Origin of the sequence: Maribacter sp. 4U21, from assembly GCF_002742365.1 — a bacterium.
GTDB lineage: Bacteria > Bacteroidota > Bacteroidia > Flavobacteriales > Flavobacteriaceae > Maribacter.
The window spans coordinates 80,010-98,994 of record NZ_MDGN01000050.1 but is presented as its reverse complement, the minus strand read 5'-3'; the positions used below and the strand labels follow the sequence as shown (position 1 = coordinate 98,994).

At 38.5% G+C, this 18,985-nt stretch carries 20 protein-coding genes, 1 tRNA gene and 1 rRNA gene; 10 read left to right on the top strand and 12 right to left on the bottom strand.

Annotation, left to right across the window (positions count from 1 at the left end; all coding sequences use genetic code 11):
* A 16S ribosomal RNA gene (locus BFP77_RS10315) occupies positions 1-372 on the bottom strand; the annotation flags it as partial.
* A gap of 607 nt (positions 373-979) precedes the next feature.
* Here BFP77_RS10315 and thrS point away from each other — a divergent pair.
* The 4 genes from thrS (at position 980) to rplT (ending at position 4,283) form a co-directional block, all read left to right on the top strand.
* Positions 980-2,920: a threonine--tRNA ligase gene (gene thrS / locus BFP77_RS10310; RefSeq protein ID WP_099573942.1), complete on the top strand. Its 1,941-nt coding sequence runs from the start codon at positions 980-982 to the stop codon at positions 2,918-2,920.
* Positions 2,921-2,951: 31 nt separating this feature from the next.
* Positions 2,952-3,509 carry a translation initiation factor IF-3 gene (gene infC / locus BFP77_RS10305; protein WP_099573941.1) on the top strand — a complete coding sequence of 186 codons (558 nt, stop codon included), beginning with the start codon at positions 2,952-2,954 and terminating at the stop codon, positions 3,507-3,509.
* 140 nt (positions 3,510-3,649) lie between these two features.
* Positions 3,650-3,847, top strand: coding sequence for a 50S ribosomal protein L35 (gene rpmI / locus BFP77_RS10300; RefSeq protein WP_047245905.1), 198 nt, complete (start codon positions 3,650-3,652; stop codon positions 3,845-3,847).
* Between the two features lie 91 nt (positions 3,848-3,938).
* Positions 3,939-4,283 carry a 50S ribosomal protein L20 gene (rplT, locus tag BFP77_RS10295; RefSeq protein WP_099573940.1) on the top strand — a complete coding sequence of 115 codons (345 nt, stop codon included), beginning with the start codon at positions 3,939-3,941 and terminating at the stop codon, positions 4,281-4,283.
* Positions 4,284-4,374: 91 nt separating this feature from the next.
* Here the strand turns inward: rplT and BFP77_RS10290 are convergent, their stop codons facing one another.
* Positions 4,375-4,797, bottom strand: a complete 423-nt coding sequence (locus BFP77_RS10290) for a secondary thiamine-phosphate synthase enzyme YjbQ (RefSeq protein ID WP_099573939.1) — start codon at positions 4,795-4,797, stop codon at positions 4,375-4,377.
* A gap of 80 nt (positions 4,798-4,877) precedes the next feature.
* Entirely contained in the window at positions 4,878-5,315 is a 438-nt protein-coding gene (gene tnpA, locus BFP77_RS10285) for an IS200/IS605 family transposase (protein ID WP_099573938.1), read from the bottom strand.
* A 156-nt stretch (positions 5,316-5,471) separates the two neighbouring features.
* Here tnpA and BFP77_RS10280 point away from each other — a divergent pair, with 156 nt between their 5' ends.
* Positions 5,472-6,275: an HAD family hydrolase gene (locus BFP77_RS10280; RefSeq protein WP_099573937.1), complete on the top strand. Its 804-nt coding sequence runs from the start codon at positions 5,472-5,474 to the stop codon at positions 6,273-6,275.
* On the opposite strand, the gene BFP77_RS10275 is transcribed toward BFP77_RS10280, so the two are convergent.
* The 6 genes from BFP77_RS10275 to tgt all read right to left on the bottom strand — a co-directional run bounded on the left by BFP77_RS10275 (position 6,272) and on the right by tgt (position 13,544).
* A complete protein-coding gene (locus tag BFP77_RS10275) occupies positions 6,272-7,534 on the bottom strand; it encodes an asparagine synthetase B (RefSeq protein WP_099573936.1) in 1,263 nt (420 codons plus the stop codon). The genes BFP77_RS10280 and BFP77_RS10275 overlap by 4 nt on opposite strands.
* A gap of 189 nt (positions 7,535-7,723) precedes the next feature.
* A complete protein-coding gene (gene dnaB, locus BFP77_RS10270) occupies positions 7,724-9,274 on the bottom strand; it encodes a replicative DNA helicase (RefSeq protein ID WP_099573935.1) in 1,551 nt (516 codons plus the stop codon).
* A 167-nt stretch (positions 9,275-9,441) separates the two neighbouring features.
* Positions 9,442-10,395, bottom strand: coding sequence for an acetyl-CoA carboxylase carboxyltransferase subunit alpha (locus tag BFP77_RS10265; RefSeq protein WP_099573934.1), 954 nt, complete (start codon positions 10,393-10,395; stop codon positions 9,442-9,444).
* A 56-nt stretch (positions 10,396-10,451) separates the two neighbouring features.
* Positions 10,452-11,345, bottom strand: a complete 894-nt coding sequence (locus BFP77_RS10260) for a DMT family transporter (protein ID WP_099573933.1) — start codon at positions 11,343-11,345, stop codon at positions 10,452-10,454.
* Complete coding sequence (locus BFP77_RS10255; protein ID WP_099573932.1) at positions 11,332-12,414, bottom strand: LptF/LptG family permease; 1,083 nt, start codon at positions 12,412-12,414, stop codon at positions 11,332-11,334. Before BFP77_RS10255 ends, BFP77_RS10260 begins: the two co-directional genes overlap by 14 nt.
* Complete coding sequence (gene tgt, locus BFP77_RS10250; RefSeq protein WP_099573950.1) at positions 12,414-13,544, bottom strand: tRNA guanosine(34) transglycosylase Tgt; 1,131 nt, start codon at positions 13,542-13,544, stop codon at positions 12,414-12,416. Before tgt ends, BFP77_RS10255 begins: the two co-directional genes overlap by 1 nt.
* A gap of 225 nt (positions 13,545-13,769) precedes the next feature.
* Between tgt and BFP77_RS10245 the strand changes: the two genes are divergently transcribed.
* Positions 13,770-14,360 carry an outer membrane beta-barrel protein gene (locus BFP77_RS10245; protein WP_099573931.1) on the top strand — a complete coding sequence of 197 codons (591 nt, stop codon included), beginning with the start codon at positions 13,770-13,772 and terminating at the stop codon, positions 14,358-14,360.
* A gap of 72 nt (positions 14,361-14,432) precedes the next feature.
* On the opposite strand, the gene BFP77_RS10240 is transcribed toward BFP77_RS10245, so the two are convergent.
* Positions 14,433-15,404, bottom strand: coding sequence for an FKBP-type peptidyl-prolyl cis-trans isomerase (locus BFP77_RS10240; RefSeq protein WP_099573930.1), 972 nt, complete (start codon positions 15,402-15,404; stop codon positions 14,433-14,435).
* 78 nt (positions 15,405-15,482) lie between these two features.
* On the opposite strand from BFP77_RS10240, the gene BFP77_RS10235 reads away from it, so the two are divergent.
* Positions 15,483-15,884 (top strand): RNA-binding S4 domain-containing protein, encoded by a 402-nt coding sequence (locus BFP77_RS10235; protein ID WP_099573929.1) that lies wholly within the window; start codon positions 15,483-15,485, stop codon positions 15,882-15,884.
* 69 nt (positions 15,885-15,953) lie between these two features.
* Complete coding sequence (locus tag BFP77_RS10230; RefSeq protein ID WP_099573928.1) at positions 15,954-16,451, top strand: phosphoribosyltransferase domain-containing protein; 498 nt, start codon at positions 15,954-15,956, stop codon at positions 16,449-16,451.
* On the opposite strand, the gene BFP77_RS10225 is transcribed toward BFP77_RS10230, so the two are convergent.
* Entirely contained in the window at positions 16,443-16,958 is a 516-nt protein-coding gene (locus BFP77_RS10225; protein ID WP_099573927.1) for a shikimate kinase, read from the bottom strand. The two genes, BFP77_RS10230 and BFP77_RS10225, sit on opposite strands and share 9 nt — an antisense overlap.
* 136 nt (positions 16,959-17,094) lie before the next feature.
* Between BFP77_RS10225 and BFP77_RS10220 the strand changes: the two genes are divergently transcribed.
* Together BFP77_RS10220 and BFP77_RS10215 are read left to right on the top strand one after the other, a co-directional pair.
* Positions 17,095-17,167, top strand: a tRNA-Lys gene (locus tag BFP77_RS10220).
* Between the two features lie 145 nt (positions 17,168-17,312).
* Positions 17,313-17,702, top strand: coding sequence for a response regulator (locus tag BFP77_RS10215; protein WP_099573926.1), 390 nt, complete (start codon positions 17,313-17,315; stop codon positions 17,700-17,702).
* A gap of 57 nt (positions 17,703-17,759) precedes the next feature.
* Here the strand turns inward: BFP77_RS10215 and BFP77_RS10210 are convergent, their stop codons facing one another.
* Positions 17,760-18,902 carry a response regulator gene (locus BFP77_RS10210; RefSeq protein WP_099573925.1) on the bottom strand — a complete coding sequence of 381 codons (1,143 nt, stop codon included), beginning with the start codon at positions 18,900-18,902 and terminating at the stop codon, positions 17,760-17,762.
* Positions 18,903-18,985: the final 83 nt, after the last annotated feature.

The following is an 18,985-nucleotide window of genomic DNA, read 5'->3' as shown; positions in this document are numbered from 1 at the left end:
CAATATTCCTCACTGCTGCCTCCCGTAGGAGTCTGGTCCGTGTCTCAGTACCAGTGTGGGGGATCCCCCTCTCAGGGCCCCTACCCATCGTAGCCATGGTAAGCCGTTACCTTACCATCGAGCTAATGGGACGCATGGCCATCTTCCACCGGCCGAAGCCTTTAACCCTTTCACGATGCCGCAAAAAGGTACAATGGGGAATTAATCTTCGTTTCCAAAGGCTATTCCCCTGTAGAAGGTAGGTTCCATACGCGGTGCGCACCCGTGCGCCGGTCGTCAGCGGAGTGCAAGCACTCCCTGTTACCCCTCGACTTGCATGTGTTAGGCCTGCCGCTAGCGTTCATCCTGAGCCAGGATCAAACTCTTCATCGTTGTTCTGTATATATTCGTCCCAACCATTCCAAAGTCCGTCCTCGGCCCCGATTCTCTCGATCTAATTCTATTCTTCCCGAAACCCTGAGGCCCCGGGAAATTACTTGATTCTTTTTCTCTACCTAAAAACCGAAACGGTGACCCCGAAAGGTACCAATCAGCTCTTATTCTCTCCACAATATTTCAATGAACTCCTGTAATCCCCTAACGCTCCGAAAACATCACTGTCTCCACGTCAACACCTCAAGTATCTCTCAAAGCGGGTGCAAATATAAGAGTGTTTTTTGAATTAAAAATAAAATTCACATCTTTTTTAAACTTTTTTTTCCTCTTTTTTTTAATGACCTAAATCCTAGGTCATTATAGAAATTAAAAAATCTAAAAGGGCATTGAATTTAATAAAATACTTCCATCCCCACAAATCTTCATTAACGAAAATTATGGACATCATTACAAAAACACTAGTCTTCACTCTTCAAAAGGACTCAAGGCTTCTTTTGAGCAACTATCCAGATGCTTATAAACGTTCAAAAAAACAACATCATAATATATTGTGCGCCTAACTACTACGCATTATCTTTGCCCATTACATATTATACCGATTATAATGATTAAAATAACGCTACCAGATGGTTCCGTTAGGGAATTTGAAAAAGGCACCACTCCGATGGAGATTGCCAAGAATATAAGTGAGGGATTTGCAAGGAATGTGATTTCAGCAAAATTTAATACCGCTATCATTGAATCTTCCACTCCTTTACATAAGGACGGATCTCTTGTACTTTATACTTGGAAAGACAAAGAGGGCAAAACTGCTTTTTGGCACTCCACCTCACATATTGTTGCGCAGGCCTTGGAGGAATTATATCCAGGAGTGAAACTAACCATAGGTCCGGCTATTGATAATGGCTTTTATTACGATGTAGATTTACCGGAAGGAACTATCTCAGAAAAAGATTTTCCTTCCATTGAGAAAAAAGCACTGGAAATTGCCCGTGGTAAACACGATTTTAAAATGAAATCGGTCACCAAGGAAGACGCACTTAATTTCTACAAGGAAGAAGGCAATGAATACAAGATAGAGCTCATAGAAAACCTTGAGGACGGAACGATTACATTTTGTGACCATGACACCTTTACGGATTTATGCCGAGGCGGTCACATCCCCAATACCGGAATTGTTAAGGCGATTAAAATCCTTAGTGTTGCTGGTGCCTACTGGCGAGGGGACGAAAACAAACCTCAATTGACACGTATTTATGGTATTTCGTTCCCAAAGCAAAAAGAACTGACAGAATATCTTGCTCTTTTGGAAGAAGCTAAAAAAAGAGACCATAGAAAACTAGGGAAAGAACTAGAGCTTTTTACTTTTTCTCAGAAAGTAGGTCAAGGGCTTCCGCTTTGGCTTCCTAAAGGTGCAGCATTACGCGAACGATTAGAAGGATTTTTGAAAAAAGCGCAGAAAAAAGCAGGTTACGAAATGGTGGTAACCCCGCATATTGGTCAAAAAGAACTTTACGTTACTTCAGGGCATTATGCTAAATATGGAGAAGATAGTTTTCAGCCCATAAAAACTCCTAAAATGGATGAGGAGTTTCTATTAAAACCAATGAATTGCCCCCATCATTGTGAGGTCTACAATTTTAAGCCACATTCCTATAAAGACTTACCCAAACGTTTTGCAGAATTTGGCACGGTCTACAGATACGAACAGAGTGGAGAATTGCACGGCTTAACAAGGGTAAGAGGATTTACCCAGGATGACGCCCATATTTTCTGTACACCAGATCAGGTAGATCAAGAATTTATGAACGTGATTGACTTATCTCTATACGTACTAGGTTCGTTAGGTTTTGATAATTTTACCGCCCAGGTTTCTATAAGAGACCCTAAAAACCCTGATAAGTATATTGGAACGGTCGAAAATTGGGAAAAGGCAGAAAATGCCATTATCAATGCTGCCAAGGAGAAGGGACTGGATTATGTTATTGAAGAGGGTGAAGCTGCGTTTTATGGCCCTAAGCTAGATTTCATGGTCAAAGATGCGCTGGGAAGAAACTGGCAGCTCGGCACAATCCAAGTAGATTATACGTTGCCAGAGCGTTTTGACCTGACCTACAAAGGGAGCGACAATGAGCTACACAGGCCTATTATGATACACCGGGCACCCTTTGGAAGTATGGAGCGTTTTATAGCTTTATTACTGGAACATACGGGAGGTAATTTCCCGCTGTGGCTTATTCCTGAACAAGCTATTGTATTGCCCGTAAGTGAGAAACATGAAAAATATGCGGAAAAAGTTTTAAAATCCCTAGAAAATAGCGAAATTCGCGCCCTCATTGATAATAGGAACGAGACTGTTGGCAAAAAAATCAGGGAGGCAGAGATGAATAAAATCCCCTTTATGCTGATAGTCGGAGAAAACGATGAAAAAGCAAATACCATATCCGTTAGAAGGCATGGTGGAGACGATTTAGGAGCCATTACCATAGAAGAGTTTAAAGACTTGGTAACTAAGGAAATAAATAGTACTTTAAAGTCGTTTTAAAAAAATTAAGTTTAACTAAAAATATGAAGTCATAGCAATACGTAAAAGATTTAGACCCCAACCAAGAAGGGAAAACAAAAATCCCCATAATATCAATGAAAAAATACTTGCTCCAGAAGTAAGGTTGGTTGGTGACAATGTAGAAGTTGGTGTATATCCTATCAGGAAGGCACTAGACATATCTAAAGAACTGGAATTGGATTTGGTAGAAATATCTCCCAAAGCTAAACCTCCGGTCTGTAAGATTATCGATTATAAGAAATTCTTGTACGAACAAAAGAAAAGGGACAAGGCAATGAAGGCCAAAGCCTCTAAAGTGGTCGTAAAGGAAATACGTTTTGGTCCAAATACGGACGATCACGATTATGAATTTAAAAAGAAGCATGCTGAAAAGTTCCTTAAAGACGGAGCAAAATTAAAAGCGTACGTGTTTTTTAAAGGAAGGTCCATCGTTTATAAGGATCAAGGAGAAATATTATTATTACGATTGGCATCGGAATTAGAAGAACTAGGGAAGGTAGAACAGATGCCAAAATTGGAGGGTAAGCGAATGACCATGTTCATTGCTCCTAAGACAAAAGGTAAATAACACCTTCGGCTTCGCTCTGCGACCGATGGTTCGGCCAATCTTAAACGGTAAGCCGATTATATAAAATACTGAATTTTGTTTGCTTTTAAGTGGACTTATTCAGCATACACAAGTGAGATTAATACATAAAATAGGAGAAAATGCCTAAGCAGAAAACAAAATCCAGTGCCAAAAAGCGATTCAAGCTTACCGGTACAGGTAAAATCAAAAGAAAGCACGCTTTTAAAAGCCACATTCTTACGAAGAAGTCAAAAAAGCGTAAGCTTGCTTTAACACATGATACTTTAGTACATCAGCATGATGTAAACAGTATTAAAGAGCAATTAAGATTAAAATAATTGTCCTCTAACAGGTAAATTTATTAACCATGGAGTTAGGCTTAAAACAAAGTGTCAATTTTGACCGCCTACTACAAAAAAATTAAAAGAAATGCCAAGATCAGTAAATGCAGTAGCTTCAAGAGCCAGAAGAAAAAAGGTGATGAAGCAAGCCAAAGGATACTTTGGAAGACGTAAAAACGTCTGGACAGTAGCTAAAAATGCGGTTGAAAAAGCGATGTTATACGCTTACAGAGACCGTAGAAACAAGAAAAGAACGTTTCGTGCACTATGGATAACGCGTATCAATGCGGGTGCTAGGTTACACGGAATGTCTTACTCTCAATTTATGGGGAAAGTAAAAGCTAACAATATAGAACTTAATAGAAAAGTACTAGCAGATTTAGCGATGAACCACCCAGATGCTTTTAAAGCAGTTGTAGATCAAGTAAAGTAAAAAATAAATTATCTCACTTATAAAAATCCGATTCTAACGAGTCGGATTTTTTGTGTTATATCCTAAACATAATTTTATAGCTCAGGGCAAATCAATTTCCAAAGGCGGTGACTACTAGTCTTCTGCCAGATGCCTTGTTCCGGTGTTCACATAGATAGATTCCTTGCCAAATCCCTAGATTAAGCCTGCCATTTGTAATTGGTATCTGCACCGAAGTACCCATCAAAGCGGCTTTTATATGTGCCGGCATATCATCTGCACCCTCATAGGTATGAATGTAATAAGGTGCATTTTCCGGAACCATGGTATTCATATGACTTTCAAAATCCACCCGAACCGTGGGGTCCGCATTTTCATTTATGGTTAAACTAGCAGAAGTATGTTTTATAAATACCTGCAACATTCCCGTATCTATTTTATCTATCTCGGGAATCTCCTTTAAAACAATCTCCGTTATAATATGAAATCCCCTTTTAAAGGGTTTCAGTTTAAATTCTTTCTGATACCAGTGCATGCTTATCTATTATTAACTAAACCACCCTGCACTAAAAGTGCAGGGGTTTTTTGAAACAGGACTGAAAGTCCTTCTTTTACTCACTCAAGTATAAAATTTGAATTATCATCATTATTTTTCTTCCTGTGATGTTCCAAATATTCATTTACCATCTTATCGGTAATATTCCCACTGCTCCATACTCCGTATCCACTTGCCCAAAAGTGATTGCCCCAATATCGCTTTTTCAGTGAGGGGAACTCTTGTTGAAGTCTTCGGGAACTGCGTCCTTTTAGACTCTTTACAATGGAACTTACATTCTCATTGGGCGCATGCTCTACGTGCATATGTACGTGGTCCGAACTAACAACACCTTTTAGTATTTCAATACCATGAGCCTCGCAAACCTGTATGAGAAGTTCACGACATCGTATTTGAACATTGCCCTTCAAAACCTTGTATCGATACTTTGTAGACCAAACTATATGACATGTTAAACGACTTACGGTATGTGAAACTTTTCTTATATTCGAACCCATACAAGCGAATGTATAGATTTTTTCGTAGTACTAAAGTTCTGCAATAAAATTGCAGGGTTTTGAACCCCAATTTGAGACCAATAAAGGTAAAACTTTAAAACAAAGGCAAAGATATTGCGCGTATTGAAATACCTTTGACCTTAAACATATCACCCCATGAACTTATCCAAGGTAAAAATGGTCGTTTCCGATATGGATGGGACATTATTGAATTCCCAACATGAAATGAGTCATCGCTTCTTTGAACTTTTTGAAGCGCTAAAGGAGCATAATGTGCTCTTCGTTGCGGCCAGTGGAAGACAATATAATAGTATTCTAGACAAACTACATACCATTAAGGACGACATTATTGTAGTTGCTGAAAACGGAGGTTTCGTAATGCGAAAAGATGAAGAGGTACTGAGTACGCCACTACCAAAATCACAACAACAAAAAATCTTAAAGGTACTTTCCGAAGTTTCTAACATACATACCGTTTTGTGCGGGAAAAGAAGTGCTTATCTCACCGGGGAATCTGAAGAATTTACAGCCCATTTAAGGCAATATTATTCCGCTTTTACCATTGTGGACGACTTAAACAGAGTTGATGAGGAAATCATAAAGACGGCAATCTATCATTTTGAAAGTTCCGAGGCATTTATCTACCCTTATGTGCAACATTTAGAGGATGATTTAAAGGTAAAAGTCTCAGGACCCAATTGGGTAGATATCTCTAGCCCTAACGCCAATAAGGGCTTTGCCGTTGAAAAACTACAAGAAATTTATGGGATTTTACCAGCTGAAACTATGGTCTTTGGTGATTATAACAATGATTTGGAAATGTTGGGGCTTGCAGATTTTAGTTTTGCCATGGAAAACGCCCACGACAATGTAAAACAAGCTGCTAACTACCAAACTGCAAGCAATGATGCTTTAGGAGTAGAGCGAATTTTAGAACAACTTGTAGCTCAAAAGGGCTAGGTCTTTTGTTTTTTCTTTTTTGCCGCAGGGAACAAGACATTGTTCAAAATAAGTCTATATCCTGGAGATGTGGGATGTAGTTCCAATTCTGTTTTAGGGTCCCCTACCCTATGCTGATAGTCCTCCGGGTCATGGCCCCCATAGAACGTAAAAAAACCTTTACCCTTAATTCCATGGATGTATCTTGCCTCCCCGTTCAGTTTGTTTTCACCAAGCACCAATACGGTGGGCTTTAATTGGTTTCTATTAAATGCCGTGGTTTGCCCCATAAAACCTTTGACCAAAGCGGTATGGTTTTGACAGAGCATAGTCGGAACAGGGTCCCACTTCGCAGAGAAATCCATCAAAGAGAAGTAATCGGATTCTTTGGGTACGTTACCCCTTTTAGAAGTCATATCTATAGAAGAAAACTCGTATTTTAAAGGGCTCCGCTCCAATATGAAATCCTTAAAAGCAAAAGTGTTATTAAAGTCTAAACTAGCTTGATAATTAGGGTCCGATGCATCACCATCGAACATTGGCTCACAGATATCAACACCGTCTGCCGCTAAGGCAATATCAAAGCTATCCGTAGCCGAGCACATAGCGAACATAAATCCGCCACCTATGACATAGTTTCTAATTTTAAGGGCAACCGCCCCCTTTTCTTCCGATACTTTATCATAACCAAGCTTACGCGCCAGTTTCTCGGACTCTTTCTTACTATCGATATACCAAGGGTTAGCCCTATATGCACCATAGAACTTACCGTATTGCCCCGTGAAATCCTCGTGATGTAGGTGCAACCAATCGTACAAGGCCAACTTATCATCCAAGACCTCCTCATCATAAACCGTTACATATGGAATCTCTGCATAGGTAAGGGCCATGGTTACCGCATCGTCCCAAGGTTGGTTTCCCTTAGGCGAGTAGACCGCTATTTTGGGTGCTTTTTCTAATATTACCGCGTCTTGATTTTTAGAAGGGCTACTTATTTCATCTAATATACTGTTGGCTTCACTATCGGGAATTACCTCAAAGGAAACTCCCCGTATTTGACATTCCTTGCGCACACTATCGCCATCGGGCAATAAAAAAGAACCACCACGGTAGTTTAAAAGCCATTGGACTTTCTGTTGCTTAGAAAGCATCCAATAGGTAATGCCGTAGGCCTTTAAATGGTTCTTTTGCGTATCCGCATCCATAGGAATAAGTATGGAGGAAGCTGAAATCTGAAGTGTAAATAGAATAAAGAAAAGAGAAAAAAAAACTTTATGCATAAAAAGAAATTAGATTGCAGGGCACTAACCCAAGCCATTAAATTCTCTTATAAAGTTAGTGGAAATTAATTTATTAAGGGTTAAATAATAACTAAAACAATGATTCGAGGGGAATTACCCAGCACAATCTGAAGTAGTATATAGTATCTGAAAAGAAACTACCAATTCCGACTAAAGCTACGGTGTTAATTAAAACGGAACATCGTTATCATCAACGTCGTCCAAACCATCGTTCATTGAGCTTCCAAAAGCATCATCCGCACTAGGTAGGTTTTTGGTAATAAACGGATTTTCCTCGTTCGCATTCATTTTTGATTGGAACTCAAATGGAGAATCAAAGTCATCCAAATTATCGAACTTACCTTGATTTCCAATAAACTTCAGTCGTATATTCTCTAGACCACCGTTTCTATGCTTCGCTACAATAAACTCGGCCTGACCTTGTGTTGGGGTTCGTTCTTCATCATCCCACTCTTCAATTTTATAATACTCCGGTCTATAGATAAAGGATACGATATCCGCATCTTGCTCAATGGCTCCGGATTCCCTCAAATCCGACAGAATAGGTCTTTTACTGCCTCCTCTGGTCTCTACGGCACGTGACAATTGGGAGAGCGCTATCACTGGCACGTTCAACTCCTTTGCCAAGGCTTTTAAGTTCCTAGAAATTGTAGAGATTTCTTGTTCTCTATTTCCTCCTTTTTGGCTACCACCCGCCGTCATTAGCTGTAGGTAATCAATCATAATAATTTTAATACCGTGTTGTGAGGCTAATCGCCTTGCTTTTGCCCTTAGGTCAAAAATGGATAAGGAAGGTGTATCGTCTATAAATAAAGGAGCGGACTCCAAGGATTTTACCTTAACGTTCAACTGTTCCCATTCGTGTTTCTCTAGTTTGCCGGTTCTTAATTTCTCAGAAGATAATCCCGTCTCGGATGAAATTAATCTTGTGATGAGCTGAACCGAGGACATCTCTAACGAGAAAAACGCAACGGGCATATTGGAATTTACCGCCATGTTCCTAGCCATGGACAAAGTCAGTGCCGTTTTACCCATACCTGGACGCGCAGCTACAATGATTAAATCACTAGGTTGCCAACCCGAAGTTAATTTGTCTACTTTATCGAATCCGGAAGGAATACCACTCATCCCCTCTTTACCGGCTATTTCTTCAATTCTTTTCTTGGCCTGGATTACCAAATTCTGTGCAGTTTCCGCAGAGCGTTTTAAGTTTCCTTGCGTAACGTCGTATAACTTCGATTCTGCATTGTCTAACAAATCAAAAACATCAGTAGCCTCATCATAGGCATCCTCAATAATTTCGTTCGAAATTTTTATTAAACTACGCTGAATAAACTTTTGAAGAATGATGCGTGCATGGAACTCGATATGTGCAGAGGAAGCTACTTTCTGTGTTAGTTTAATCAAATAAAAATCACCTCCTGAAGCTTCTAGTTTTCCCGATTTCTTTAATTGCGAAGAAACGGTTAATAAATCTACGGGCTGGGATTCTTCGAACAAAACAAAAATGGCCTCGTAGATAAACCTGTGGGCATCCTTATAAAATACATCTGGGTGTAAGATATCTATTACCTCATCCACACCTTTTTTGTCTATCATCATTGCACCCAGCACAACCTCCTCTAAATCAACAGCTTGAGGTGGAATTTTACCTCTCTCGAGGTTTATAATAGTAGATTTATCGATCTTGCGACCGATTAAAGGTTTTGTGTTCTCCATAGGGACGAAAATATGCAATTAACCTTTAGTTAACATGAAATACAACCTTTAGGATGTTCACAGTTAACTAACAATTGTGCTGTTAATAAGTTACGATTTATGTTGATAACAAAAAAAATCTGGAGATATAAATCTCCAGATTTTTCTGAGGTTGCCAAAATAGTATATTAGCCATTAAAGACACCCATTTCTGCATACTTTTCCATTCTTTTATTCACCAATTCTTTTGGTGATAACTTTTGCAATTCTGTAAAGTGCGCTACGATCTTATTCTTTAAAATGTCAAAAGTCTTTTCTCGATTTGCATGGGCCCCTCCTACAGGTTCCCTTACGATTTCGTCGATTAATTTTAATTTCTTCATATCGGTAGCAGTAAGTTTTAAAGCTTCTGCTGCGACTTCCTTGTATTCCCAACTTCTCCATAAAATAGAGGAACAAGATTCTGGTGAAATAACGGAATACCAGGTGTTTTCCAACATTAATACCTTGTCACCTACTCCAATGCCCAAAGCACCTCCCGAAGCTCCCTCACCAATTATGGCAACAATAATCGGAACTTTTAAGCGTGTCATTTCTAAAATATTACGTGCAATGGCCTCTCCCTGTCCGCGTTCCTCCGCTTCAATTCCAGGATACGCACCCGGAGTATCTACCAAACAAACTACGGGAATACCGAATTTCTCGGCTGACTTCATTAAACGCAATGCTTTACGATAGCCTTCTGGATTTGCCATACCGAAGTTTCGGTACTGTCTGGTCTTGGTATTGAACCCTTTCTGTTGACCCACGAACATAAACGTTTGGTCTCCAATTTTTCCAAGACCTCCTATCATGGCCTTGTCATCCTTTACCGTGCGATCTCCGTGTAGTTCCAAGAAGGTGTCGCCGCAAATTGCTTTGATATAATCTAAGGTATAGGGTCTATTAGGGTGTCTTGAAAGCTGTACACGTTGCCATGCCGTAAGGTTTTTGTAGATATCCTTTCTAGTATCAGCTAACTTCTTTTCAATCCGTTTGCAGGTTTCGGTGACGTCTACATCACTTTCTGCTCCAATAATCATACACTTGTCTAATTGCTCCTCCAATTCTTTAATTGGAAGTTCAAAATCCAAATACTCCATAGTTCAAAAAAGATTTCGTTATTTGTGGCAACAAATATAAAACTTTAATGGGTATTTCAAGACACTTTCCGTTTTATACCCGTGCGTTGTTTTAGAACTCCGTTGGCTATTACGGTCGCTAATATAATTCCAGCTCCCACATAAAATAATGGATTCATCTTTTCCTCATTTCCGAAAATGAACCAAGCCAACAAAATCCCATAAACAGGCTCTAAATTTGTGGTTAGCATTACCGTATACGGTGTTAACACCCGCATTACTTTTACCGCAGCAATAAAAGCATATGCCGTACATAATACCCCTAGAACAATCAGATAGACCCAATCCATAGTACCTACCGTAAAAAAATCTACCGTATAACTACCATTAACCGCTAAGATGATCGTTAGAAAAAGTACACCTATACCTAATTCATAGTAAGATATTACGGCGGGTCTGTTCGTTTGTACTAGTTTTCCGTTGATAATTGCGAATATCGCCGCTAAAAAAGCGGACAATAAAGCAATACCCATCCCATAACTATAATTGGTTTCTACCTTAAAAATTAAGTATAGTCCCATGACTACCAGTATTCCAAAAAAGATTTCATAGCCTATAATCTTTCTTTTAAATAAAAGAGGTTCTAAAAGTGCAGTGAAAAAAGCTCCTGTAGACATCATGGCCAGTGCAACCGAAACCGTAGAAACTTTGATCGCCAAAAAGAAGGTTACCCAATGCAAAGCGACCACAATACCCGCAGTTATGAACCACAACAAAGTCTTCTTATCCACTTTTAATGGAATTTTCATCCATAACAAATAAACCATTATTACTAGGGTTGCTATAAGCATACGGTACCACACCAAAGGCAATGAGTCTATAGAAATAAGCTTTCCTAGGATAGCCGTAAAACCCCATATAAAAACGATAAAATGAAGATGGATAAGATTGGCTACTTTATCTTTTTGCATTTTGTAAAAGATAAAATGCCAAGATACCGAACACCACATTTGGGATAATTACCGCGAGTAAAGGTGAAAAACCGGATTGCTCTGCCAACGTACCGAAAACCTTGTCAAAAAATATGAATATGAAGGCCACTAGAATACCGAAGGCCAAGTTAATACCCATACCTCCCCTACGTTTTACAGAGGAGACAGAGACAGCTATTATCGTTAGTATAAAGGCCGTTAGCGGCAAAGCCCATCGCTTATACTTCACTAAAACGTAGGTATTTATATTTGAAGCCCCTTTTTGTTTCTGGTCCGCGATAAATTTGTCCAGTTCGTACAGGTTCTTGGTTTCGGCCACATAGGACACCGGGGTTAAATCATCTAATTTAAAGGTGAAAAGGGTATCCAGCCTTCTTTTATTCTCAACAAGCGCAGAATCTCCCCGCATGGTTCTTTTTACATAAGAGGTAAGGCGATAATTACTATCTTTTTCTACCCATCTAATGTTCACTGCTGAAATTTTAAACTTCAGTTGATTTAAACTGTCGAACCTTTCAAAAGTAAAATTATGTCCCAATTGTCTAGCTGGGTTAAAGCTACTTACGTAAATAAAATCTGTTTCATTCAACTGGTTGAATATGTTACTCGTAACCCTATCCTGTTTGCCTTTTTTTAAGTATTTGAACTTGAATTCATTAAAACCCACACTGGCATTGGGAACAATGAACATGGTCATAAAAAACATGAGTACGGCTATAATGCTAGCACCTATGATATAGGGCCTTAAGAATCTACCATAGGAAACCCCAGAGCTTAATATGGCAATTATCTCCGTATTGTTTGCCAGTTTTGAGGTGAAAAATATAACCGATAGAAATAAAAAAATAGGAAACAGAAGGCTACCGATATAAATAGTGAAATTGAGATAGTACATTAGAATTTCATTCAATGGGGCTTCGTTATCTATCATCTTCCCTATTTGTTCGGCAAGATTGATCATTATACCAATAGGAATGAACAATAATAACATGAGGCCAAATGTGGCCAAATATCGTTTTAAGATGTACTTATCTATTATTGAAAGCATTATAGCCTTTTATCCATTTGTTTAACCATTATGGTCTTCCATGACGCAAAATCTCCTGCCAATATATGTTTTCTTGCCTCTCGCACCAACCACATATAAAATCCTAAATTATGGATGGTGGCAATTTGCTTTCCAAGATACTCGTTTGCAGCAAACAAGTGTCGTAAATATGCCTTGGAATATTCCCTATCTACAAAGGTAGTTCCCATTTCGTCCAAAACGGAAAAATCGTCCTCCCACTTCTTATTTTTGATATTGATGGTACCATGTGCCGTAAAAAGCATGCCGTTCCTGGCATTTCTGGTAGGCATTACACAATCGAACATATCTATACCCAGTGCTATATTTTCCAAGATATTGATAGGCGTTCCTACACCCATTAAATACCTTGGTTTATCTTCTGGAAGAATTTCACATACGACCTCTGTCATTCCGTACATCTCCTCTGCCGGCTCCCCTACGGATAATCCTCCGATAGCATTTCCTTCTGCCCCAGTATTAGCAATATATTCTGCGGATTGCCTACGCAGGTCCTTGTAAGTAGAACCCTGTACAATAGGAAAAAATGTCTGTGTATAATCATAGACAAAAGGCGTCTTTTCTAAATGGTTTATACAGCGATCTAGCCAACGGTGGGTCATATGCATGGACCTTTTCGCATAATTATAATCGCAGGGATACGGCGTACATTCATCGAAAGCCATGATAATATCCGCTCCAATGACCCGCTGTATTTCCATGACGTTCTCTGGAGTAAAAAGGTGCATAGATCCGTCTATATGTGACTTGAACTTTACTCCCTCCTCTTTAATCTTTCGATTGGCTGAAAGCGAATAAACTTGATAACCCCCACTATCGGTTAAAATATTTCTGTCCCATCCCATAAACTTATGCAGTCCTCCAGCTTTCTTGAGAATATCTGTCTTTGGTCTTAAAAACAAATGATAGGTATTTCCTAAAATAATATCCGGGTCAATTTCTTCCCTAAGCTCCTTTTGATGCACGCCCTTGACCGAAGCTACTGTGCCTACAGGCATAAATATGGGTGTTTCAATACTTCCGTGGTCGGTGACCATAGTACCCGCCCTAGCTTTAGATTGTGCGTCTGTTTTATGTAATGTAAAATTCAATGGTCTACGAATAAGTTGACAAAGATAATGAACTACAGGTCTTGAAAACTTAATAAAAACCAAAGAAATAGGCATTTAAAAAATCACCATCACTCTTTATGGCACTTGGAAGGTGTCCCGTTCGCAAAGCAATAAAGCGCAGTGCTCGTCGTTCTGATGGTATAACGGGAACGGGAATATTTGGTATCGTTCTTGATTAGTATTCATCAATTAAATAAAACTATTATGAAAAAAACACTTTTGCTTACAGCTATGGTATTGTTTGGGCTTAGTACATACGCCCAAAGCGATTCTGGTTTTGGAATTAAAGGAGGACTTAATTACAATGCCAATGGAGATTATTTTGAGTCTGCAGGTGATGCGGCTCGTAACCCTGATAGAAACATTGGTTACCACTTAGGTATCTTCGGAAAAATTGGCGTGTCACGCATTTATCTGCGACCAGAACTGGTTTATACGAAAACAAAATCTGATTACAACGGGGAGGATTTTGACATGAGTAAATTAGATGCACCCATACTTCTAGGTGTTAAGGTAATTGGACCATTACATCTTTTTGCCGGTCCATCTTTTCAGTATATTTTGAGTACGGAATATGATGGTATCACCATTGACGATGTTGCAAATGATTTCACCGTTGGTATGAACATAGGCGCTGGCATCAACCTAGGCAAGCTAGGTATTGATTTGCGTTATGAAAGAGGTTTTAGCGATAATGAAGCTAATTTCATTAACACGAACATTACCAATGTGGGACCAAGCCGAATAGATACCAGACCTGATCAATTGATCTTGAGTCTTTCTTTGAAAATATAGTTCGCTAGGTATTGGTATTAAAGAGCCCCTTGGAAATTCCAAGGGGCTCTTTAATTTTTGATGGTTATGTTTCTATGAATCACTATCTAAGTGATCGGGGATATCATCATCGTCCGAAAATAAAAATCCAACGAAATTGCCATCATCATCTAGTTCTATTTCTTCAATAGTTGGTATACCGTCATTATCGTCATCGGCGTCAAGATAATCAGGGAATCGCCCGTTAATAGCTTCCAACTCAGCATCAGCATTATCATTATAAAATAATCCATCTTTGTTGAAATCTTCTAAAAGCGAAGGTATTCCATCATTATCATGATCTGTATCCTGAACGGTAGTAAGTACTTGATATTTAAAAATTAACGGACTGTATGCCGGTATTGCGCCACGAGCCCCATTAAAAGTACCTAAGCCCGACGGGAAGATTATCATGCCTACACCAAAACCTTCTACGTCAAACGTACCATCAGGGTTGTCAATTATATTGTTTCCTCCAGCTGTATTCGTCACACCTTCCCCTACTCCTCTAAAAGCTCGTTGACTTCCAAGTCCCGGAAATTGAAAACTTGGATTGTCCCACCATGTGCCGGTTGATACATTATCAAAAACCTCTCCGGATAGTAAAACTCCTTCATAGTTGACGAATGTAGAATCAGCCGTCGTAGGTTGGAAACCTTCCCCTTCTCTAGCTTCCAGATAATAATAAGTATGTTCTACCTCTTCTTCCGCGTCTAATCCAAAATCCGAGGAAAATACGGTAACTTTACGCTCTATTATTTGATTGATTAAAGGTGTTTTAGAAGCATTATCACCTGATATAGTATCAATAACGATGTTATAATCGAAATTAGCAGGTGGGTTCGCAAATTCCTCATAGTTATAGAAATGTGTGGATAAGAAAGCTCGTATCTCTTCATCGTTCTCCACAGCAACTTCACTCAACGATCTTGGTGGCACCAGCTCACCAATTTCTTCATCATCATCTCTACAAGCGATGACTAAAAGTAAAGCCAATCCTAAAATGTAGCTATTTTTCCAATTCATGTACACAAATTTTTAAGGGGGCAAGATACAATTTTCCCCTATTTTTGTTCAGGACCTTAACAAAGATTTTTAATTCCTATGCGAATAGACAAATACTTATGGTGTACCCGTTACTTTAAAACTAGAAACATGGCTACAAATGCTTGTAAGAAAGGTCATGTAAAAATAAACGGGCACGTGGTAAAGCCTGGTCGGGAAGCTTTTCCCATGGACGAAATACAGATTAGGAAGAACCAGATAGACTATAAGTTGCGTGTTCTTGCTATACCTGATAGCAGAATAGGTGCCAAATTGGTGGACATTTACAGGAAGGATACCACACCAGCAACGGCATTTGAACATAATGAATTGCTTAAATATTCAAAGGAGTATTATAGAAAAAAGGGGACAGGAAGGCCAACTAAGAAAGATAGGAGAGAAATTGATGACTACTTGGATACGCCAGAGCGTAAAACCGAGGATGATTCGTCCAAACCCTAAAATCCAATCTTCAAGGAACTACATTACATTAATCAAAACATACTTATCTTTAAAATTTAAAGCCAACTTATGGAGCAGAATATTCTTTCGCATCAGCAAATTCAATACAAAATAGAACGTATTGCATATCAGATATACGAGGCAAATGTTTCTGAAAAAGAAATCGTTATTGCAGGCATCGAAGGAGGTGGAATAGATTTCGCTAAAAAGTTAATCCGAATTTTACGTAAAATAACAGGGGTAGAAATAACACTTTGCAAGGTTATTATGGACAAAAAGAATCCTTTAAAAAGTGGTGTAACCACTTCCTTGTTAGCCGAAGATTATATCAATAAATCAGTTGTGCTGGTAGATGATGTCCTAAACTCTGGCACCACATTAATCTACGGCGTTCATCATTTCTTGAAGACCCCTTTAAAACAGTTAAAGACAGCTGTACTGGTTAACCGAAACCATAAGAAATATCCTGTAAAGGCAGATTACAAAGGAATATCCCTGTCTACTTCCTTGCAAGAACACGTTAATGTAGACTTCGAAACAAAAAACAATAGGGTTTTTCTAAACTAAGCAGTTTATTATTTCTTGGATAGTTTCTTCGGGAGTTTTGTCATCAGTAGTTATTTTGTAGTTTGCCATGTTATAATAATAACTTCTTTCAAAAAGATGTTTGCCAATAAATTCCGGTAGTTCTTCTTCTGTAAAATTACTTATCAGAGGTCTAGAGGCTTTCTCATTTGACAGTCTTCGAACCAATTCGGGAATAGAAACCTTAACATAGAAGACATTTTCCGTAGCCTTTAAAATGTTCGTCATATTGGAACCGTAACATGGTGTGCCTCCCCCAGTGGACAAAATAAAAGGGTCTTTCGTTTCCAATATTTGATTTAGGTATTCACTTTCTTTTTTTCTGAAATATATTTCCCCTTTTTCCTTGAATATGTTGGCAATAGACCGGCTCTCGCCCTTTTCGATATTATCATCCAAGTCTAAGAATTTAATTTTCAATTGCTTAGACAAAAGCCGTCCTATTGTGGTTTTGCCACTACCCATGTATCCTACCAGTACTATTTTCACCTGTTTGTTTTGTGTAAAATTCAGCTAATTTGGGATGATTACAAAAAAAAATAAAATTCTATTAAAATAGGCTTGTAAAATAAACGAATCCACGTATATTTGCAGCCGCATTCAGAGAAACGAATGCTCACTTTTTGACCTGGTAGCTCAGTTGGTAGAGCATCTCCCTTTTAAGGAGAGGGTCCTGGGTTCGAGCCCCAGCCAGGTCACAGAAAGCCTTCCAGTATTGGAAGGCTTTTTTGTTATGGTATTACGGTGTACACCCATTGGTAAAGAAAAATTTTCAGAATAAATTAATAAACAAAATTTTTTTATTGTAGGTTTTTTCTTTCTTTTGCGGTAGAATACACTAGCATGAAATACGAGACCATTATATTAATAGATGATGACCATATCATAAGATATGGTTTCAATCGCTTAATGAGGGAATTTTTTGCTTCGCAAAAAATTCTAACTTTTCAACACGGCGGGGAAGGTTTAGACTACCTTACCGGCTTAAATTTTGCCAATTTTAATACTAAAATTTTAATTCTTTTAGACCTGAATATGCCCTTAATAGATGGCTGGTCATTTCTTGAAAACTTCAAAGAGAAACTAGCACTGATAAAGGACAACATTACCATTTACATCTTATCATCTACTATAGACAAAAATGACCTCAAAAAAATTAAGCAAAACAGGTTAATATCCGGTCATATTTGTAAGCCGTTACTATTAGATGAATTAAGAGAGTTACTTGAATAGCATACTTTTATCATTGATTTGTCTACTTTATCATGATGTTGACCAACTCTTTCCTAATTATTTATAGGTATAGGCTATTTGTGCTAATTGACCGACGATTTTGACGGAATCCTTCATAGAAAGCTTAGAGCCATCCGCATGTATCCATCTCTTTAAAGGTTGCTCGCATATAAGTCTTTTAGCTTCGTTCTTTCCATAGTGTTTTCTCATCCTCATGAAAATTTCCACATCAAATAACCATTTTGTAATAAACTTATCCTTAAACATTAGTGTTGCAATTTCTCTGTCCATGATTTTGGCCCCACATTGCGTATCTTTAAAGGGCATACCAAGTATGGTCTGTATAATTTTATTAATAGTTAAACTTATTATTCTACGGGCCGATTCCTTTGTAATATTGGCACCCATCCGTGCAATCCTTGAACCACTTACTATTTTAAAATCCGATGTTTCTATCGTTTTCACCAAATCGTCAAAATCTCTGAAGTCCGTTGATAGGTCGGCATCTAAAAAACCAATATAATCTAGTTGCTTATCCTGAACCAAATGCAGGGTTCCCTGCCGCACAGCTTCCGCTTTTCCTCCATTCTTTGCACAATCATAAATACTTATATTCTCCGGATTCCCTTGTCTAAGTTCTTCCAATACCTCTAATGTTTTGTCCGTACTTCCATCATTAACAAAACATAGATGATAGCCCAAGTTTTTATGAGCAAAGTTTTTAAATTCTCCACTAGAAAGCCTATCCTCCTCATTATAACACGGTATTACCACCCCAACGCAATTCTTTTGCAACATCCTGCCCTCCTTCTTTTCATTAAAGACCGTAGATGTATTTTCCGGAGCTCCTATTTTGCGTTTTATTCTAGCGGCCATCTCGTCTAAACTTACGGGCTTTTTTAAATAATCATCGATACCCAAAGTAAAACCATCCATAATGACATCTTCTTTGGTATTACCGGACATGACCATGATAGGGGTTTTTGAATCCTTAATGAATCTAATATGCTTTACCACCTCTAGTCCGGTCATATCTGGCATATTAATATCCACGATTACCAAATCTGGTTTGAACGATTCAAAAAGCGCTATTCCTTTTTGGCCTGTATCCGCAGTCCGAATAGTATAACCTAATTCTCTTAATCTTTTCTCTACGGATAGTAAAATCAATTGTTGGTCATCTATGGCTAGTATTTTCATAATTTTAAAATTTAAATCGGTTTATTTCAAGAAGCATACTCTTGGGAGCACAATTACTCATCATAAGCAAAGGTATTCACCCT

Bases quoted from the DNA above. Each gene is read 5' to 3' on its own strand.
- dnaB (WP_099573935.1), bottom strand. From the start codon at position 9,274: ATGGAGAACACAAAACCTTTAATCGGTCGCAAGATCGATAAATCTACT.
- thrS (WP_099573942.1), top strand. From the start codon at position 980: ATGATTAAAATAACGCTACCAGATGGTTCCGTTAGGGAATTTGAAAAA.
- BFP77_RS10280 (WP_099573937.1), top strand. From the start codon at position 5,472: ATGAACTTATCCAAGGTAAAAATGGTCGTTTCCGATATGGATGGGACA.
- BFP77_RS10255 (WP_099573932.1), bottom strand. From the start codon at position 12,414: ATGCTTTCAATAATAGATAAGTACATCTTAAAACGATATTTGGCCACA.
- rpmI (WP_047245905.1), top strand. From the start codon at position 3,650: ATGCCTAAGCAGAAAACAAAATCCAGTGCCAAAAAGCGATTCAAGCTT.
- BFP77_RS10275 (WP_099573936.1), bottom strand. From the start codon at position 7,534: ATGCATAAAGTTTTTTTTTCTCTTTTCTTTATTCTATTTACACTTCAG.
- BFP77_RS10245 (WP_099573931.1), top strand. From the start codon at position 13,770: ATGAAAAAAACACTTTTGCTTACAGCTATGGTATTGTTTGGGCTTAGT.
- BFP77_RS10265 (WP_099573934.1), bottom strand. From the start codon at position 10,395: ATGGAGTATTTGGATTTTGAACTTCCAATTAAAGAATTGGAGGAGCAA.
- BFP77_RS10215 (WP_099573926.1), top strand. From the start codon at position 17,313: ATGAAATACGAGACCATTATATTAATAGATGATGACCATATCATAAGA.
- BFP77_RS10240 (WP_099573930.1), bottom strand. From the start codon at position 15,404: ATGAATTGGAAAAATAGCTACATTTTAGGATTGGCTTTACTTTTAGTC.
- rplT (WP_099573940.1), top strand. From the start codon at position 3,939: ATGCCAAGATCAGTAAATGCAGTAGCTTCAAGAGCCAGAAGAAAAAAG.
- BFP77_RS10235 (WP_099573929.1), top strand. From the start codon at position 15,483: ATGCGAATAGACAAATACTTATGGTGTACCCGTTACTTTAAAACTAGA.
- BFP77_RS10290 (WP_099573939.1), bottom strand. From the start codon at position 4,797: ATGCACTGGTATCAGAAAGAATTTAAACTGAAACCCTTTAAAAGGGGA.
- BFP77_RS10260 (WP_099573933.1), bottom strand. From the start codon at position 11,345: ATGCAAAAAGATAAAGTAGCCAATCTTATCCATCTTCATTTTATCGTT.
- BFP77_RS10210 (WP_099573925.1), bottom strand. From the start codon at position 18,902: ATGAAAATACTAGCCATAGATGACCAACAATTGATTTTACTATCCGTA.
- tnpA (WP_099573938.1), bottom strand. From the start codon at position 5,315: ATGGGTTCGAATATAAGAAAAGTTTCACATACCGTAAGTCGTTTAACA.
- BFP77_RS10230 (WP_099573928.1), top strand. From the start codon at position 15,954: ATGGAGCAGAATATTCTTTCGCATCAGCAAATTCAATACAAAATAGAA.